The sequence below is a fragment of the bacterium genome, assembly GCA_040757115.1.
Lineage (GTDB): Bacteria > UBA9089 > CG2-30-40-21 > CG2-30-40-21 > SBAY01 > JBFLXS01.
In genome coordinates, this window is the sequence record JBFLYA010000286.1 from 1 (window position 1) to 4418 (window position 4418).

Sequence of the window (4418 nt, forward strand, 5' to 3'; positions counted from 1 at the left end):
TATAAAAACATCAAGAAACACTAAGGGAATAACTATAGAAATACAATATAAAAAATTAATTTTATCCTGTTCATCTGCGAAAATCTGCGTCCTAATTTACATTTTCAGGAGAAAGGGTCATGAGTCTGCGGCTCACAAAGGGGGATGAAAATAATGGAAGAACAACCCCCTAACCCCCTTTATTAAGGGGGAATATCTCTTCTACACCAGAGGATACGAGTCTGTGGATACTATACTAATTCGCTAATCTCTAATTCACTAATTCGCTATTTTCAGGGGAAAATAGTAGGTAGGAGATAGAAGGTGGGAGGTAAGGAGATAGGCGTAAGGAGTGATGTTTTCTTTACTTTCTACTCTCTACTCTCTACTCTCTACTCTCTACTTCCTACTTTCAGGTGAAAGTGTTTAAGTCCATCTTAAATAAAAATAAATACATAGATAGCTGGTTCTGGGATAGATACACTATTAATTCATATAATGGTTGTCAGTTTGGCTGTGTTTATTGTGATGCCAGAAGTGAAAAATATCATCTGCCAACAGATTTTGAGAATGATATTGTTGTCAAAAAAGATGCCGCTCTAATGCTTGATAAAAGGTTGACTAATGCAAGAACCTTATTGCCTGATGTGGTCGCACTATCAGGCACAAGCGACCCCTATCAACCAATAGAGGCAAAATTCAAGAATACAAGGCAATGTTTAGAGGTTTTAAAGAAACATAAGTATCCTGTTCATATCATCACGAAATCAAGATTAGTTTTGCGAGATTTAGATTTGTTAGAGGAAATTGGCAAACAGACCACCTGGTGCACTATCTCTATCACGATTACCACAACAAATTCTGAGATAGCAAGATTTCTTGAAAAAAGAGCCCCTCTGCCTCAAATAAGATTTGCCATGATAAAAACAATAAAAGAAAAAACAGAAAATATCCAGGCTGGCGTTTTATTTATTCCTGTGGTTCCCTATCTTTGCGATTCGGATGAAATTTTAGAGGAAATGGTAAAAAAGAGTAAAGAGGTGGGGGCAGATTATATCCTTATTGCTGGTGGAATGACTATGCGTGATTTGCAAGCAAAATGGTTTTTGAAACACCTCAAAGAGCGATACCCCGAACTTATTGAAAGATACGAAGAACTCTACAATTTTAAATACAACCCAGATTTTTATGATGGTGACTATGAACCAACAAAAGACTATATTATAAACCTTCATAAAAAGATATTTGCCTTATGCGAGAAATACAAAATAGCTTATAGAATAAAGCGGTTTATCCCACAGGATTTCAGGAAGAAAAGCTATCTGGTCGCAGAAAATCTTTTAAATGATGCTTATCATCGGCAGGTATGTGGTTGTAATTACAATCTTTTTTGAATGGGTAGGTATGAGTAATAATTCTTTTAGCCAGGAAAATGGATTAAAGTTGCTTTTTCGAGCATTTCGTTATAGAAATTACAGTCTTTTTTTCGCCGGTCAAAGTATCTCCCTGATTGGCATCTGGATGCAGGGAATAGCGATGAGTTGGTTGGTCTATCGCCTAACTAATTCAGCCTTGTTATTGGGATTAGTGGGTTTTGCCGGTCAAATTCCTACCTTGCTTTTTGGTTTTATCGCTGGGGTATTGGTTGACAGATATAGCCGCCATCACATCTTGATAGTAACTCAAATCCTGTCTATGATTCAGGCTTTAATGCTGGCGTTTCTTGTTCTAACAGGAAATATCCAGATTTGGCAGATAATAGGCTTATGTATATTTATTGGTTTGGTCAATGCCTTTGATATGCCCGCCCGACAGGCGTTTACAGTTGAATTAGTTGAAAAAAAAGAGGATTTAGGGAATGCCATTGCCTTAAATTCTTCAATGTTTAATCTCGCCCGATTGGTAGGACCATCTATAGCTGGTGTGCTCATTGTTTATAGTGGTGAAGGGATATGCTTTTTTATTAACGCTATAACTTATCTCGGGGTAATTGCTTCACTCTTCATGTTAAAGATTAAACCCAAAGAGACGAAAATAGAAACCTCACATATTGGACAAGAAATGAAAGAAGGGTTTAATTATGTCTTTGGATTTGCACCTATCAAGTGCATTATTTTACTCCTTGGATTAATGAGTTTAATTGGGATGTCTTATGTAGTGCTGATGCCTATTTTTGCCAAAGATATTCTTCAAGGAGGACCTCAAACACTGGGTTTTCTGATGGCGGCTTCAGGGATAGGTGCTTTGTTAGGTGGTATTTATCTTGCCTCTCGAAAAAGTGTTCTTGGGCTAAAGAAGATTATTCCCCTATCAACTACCATCTTTGGTCTTGGAATTATTGCCTTTTCACAATCCAAAGTTCTATGGTTATCGCTGATATTAATGTTAGTATCTGGTTTTGGAATGATGTTGCAAATGGCATCGGCTAACACCATTATTCAGACTATTGTTGATGATGATAAGCGGGGACGCGTTATGGCTGTTTATACCATAGCCTTTATGGGGATGTTACCTTTTGGCAGTTTATTAGCCGGTGGATTAGGCAGTAAAATAGGTGCTTCCAATACACTATTGATAAGTGGAGTCTCTTGTATTTTAGGAGCATTCTTCTTTGCCAGAAAACTTCCTCTGATGAAGGAAATGGTTCAACCAATATATGTTCGAATGGGTATTATCCCAGAGTATACCCAAATAAATTGAGTTTGCAAATATTTTGCTCTAAAAAGGGAGCAAGGATTCGAGGAGTCAAGGATTCAAGGGAGGTAAAAAATAAGGTGTTCACTCGACCCCCTGGATTCCTTGCCCCCTTGAATCCTTTCAAGAAAGTTTTTGCAAACCTGTTTTCTTTGAGTATAGCATCAGGAATACAAATATCTACAGAATTAACTGTTCCACCGGAGGATTAGGGATTGGAGATTAGAGATTGGTAAAGACCCCTTTTGGTCTGTGCTCAGGTAATCGTTCACCAGAGAGATTTTTTTATCACACAAGCACGGAAGTTTGGGAACACGGAATTTTTTATATCTTTTTCGTGTTTTGGTCATTGGAATTTATTTGTAATTTGGAATTTGTGATTTGGAATTTTGCAATGGACTCCGCTCTCCAGTATGACCATATTTGTCCAGTAAAACTTGTGGAACAGGTTAAAAAATTAAAGAGATGGAATGAATTTGTCGATATTAATGGTAGCAATACTATTATGATTCCTATAACTATTTCACCAATGAAAGAAGAAGACATCAATCAAGTGTTAGAGATAGAAAATCTATCATTCCTTAACCCCTGGAGCCAAAGATTGTATCTGTCGGAAGTCAGGGAAAGAGATGACTCTTACTTTATAGTGGCTAAACTTGACCAGAGAATAATTGGCTATGGCGGATTCTGGCTGGTAGTAGATGAGGCGCATCTGGTGAATATAGCCATCCATCCTGATTTCCGAAGGCAGGGTATCGGAACACAAATAATGAAATATCTGCTTAATTTAGCTCGACAATTAGGGGCTAAAAGAGCAACATTAGAAGTCCGAGCATCTAACACAGCGGCTCTTGAATTTTATGCTAAATTTGGATTCATTGCCGTTGCTTTACGCAAAGAGTATTATGCAGATACCAAAGAAGATGCTGTGATTATGTGGCAAAATGAATTATGGAGTTTGGAATTAAACGCCTGAAACTGGCTACACTGACCATTTTACTGCTTGATAATTACCTGATTTTATCGCATTAATCAATTCCTCTTCACTTTTAATATTAGCCTCAAACATCGTTGCATATTTTCCCACCTGAGTTAAGGTATGGGCGTCACTTCCACCTACACTGGCGAGTCCTAATTTAATACTGGCTAACCAGGCAATTATGTTCATCTCTTGTGTACAATTACCATTTAATATTTCTATAGCATCAAAACCTGAAATCTCATATATCTTATTAGCCAGGCAGGGTACCCCTCTTCTAAAAGGATGTACCGGGATGACGACACCCCCTTTTTCGTGCACCATAGAAATTAAATCGACTACATAAATATCTCTCTTTATTTCATCTATGTTTTTGGAAAAGACGAGAACATGCCCTTCTTTTGTCGAAACCTCTATGCCCCCAAAAACCTTAATTCCTTGTTCCTCTCCTATTTTTTTGGATTGCCATATTCCATCAATACTATCATGGTCGGTGATGCAGATACCATCTAATTTTATCCTTTTAGCGTAATTAATAAGTTCATTAATATCAATCACACTGCAATGCGAACCAATCAAGGTATGTATATGCAAATCAATAATCATTTTTGTAACTATTCTCCAATCCTCACAAGAGATTCTGGGTGGTGTCTGAAAATAACTCTAATAGTGAAATCTATGCAGATTTGGTGTCCAAAAGGGATTTCCTCCAAAGAGCAAAATGCAAAAAGCAAATATAAAAATTACATATCAAAATGTAAAATTA

Annotated in this window: 4 protein-coding genes; 3 read left to right on the forward strand and 1 reads right to left on the reverse strand. The window is 37.1% G+C overall.

The window, feature by feature from the left end:
• Positions 1 to 401: 401 nt before the first annotated feature.
• The 3 genes from AB1422_17130 to rimI all read left to right on the forward strand — a co-directional run bounded on the left by AB1422_17130 (position 402) and on the right by rimI (position 3649).
• On the forward strand, positions 402 to 1373 hold the full coding sequence (locus AB1422_17130) for a radical SAM protein (protein MEW6621027.1): 972 nt from the start codon (positions 402 to 404) through the stop codon (positions 1371 to 1373).
• A gap of 10 nt (positions 1374 to 1383) precedes the next feature.
• Positions 1384 to 2679: an MFS transporter gene (locus AB1422_17135; protein ID MEW6621028.1), complete on the forward strand. Its 1296-nt coding sequence runs from the start codon at positions 1384 to 1386 to the stop codon at positions 2677 to 2679.
• A 433-nt stretch (positions 2680 to 3112) separates the two neighbouring features.
• Positions 3113 to 3649, forward strand: a complete 537-nt coding sequence (gene rimI / locus AB1422_17140) for a ribosomal protein S18-alanine N-acetyltransferase (protein ID MEW6621029.1) — start codon at positions 3113 to 3115, stop codon at positions 3647 to 3649.
• A gap of 6 nt (positions 3650 to 3655) precedes the next feature.
• Here rimI and AB1422_17145 read toward each other — a convergent pair whose 3' ends face one another.
• On the reverse strand, positions 3656 to 4258 hold the full coding sequence (locus AB1422_17145) for a PHP domain-containing protein (GenBank protein MEW6621030.1): 603 nt from the start codon (positions 4256 to 4258) through the stop codon (positions 3656 to 3658).
• Positions 4259 to 4418 lie beyond the last annotated feature (160 nt).

Bases quoted from the DNA above. Each gene is read 5' to 3' on its own strand.
- AB1422_17135 (MEW6621028.1), top strand. From the start codon at position 1,384: ATGAGTAATAATTCTTTTAGCCAGGAAAATGGATTAAAGTTGCTTTTT.
- AB1422_17145 (MEW6621030.1), bottom strand. From the start codon at position 4,258: ATGATTATTGATTTGCATATACATACCTTGATTGGTTCGCATTGCAGT.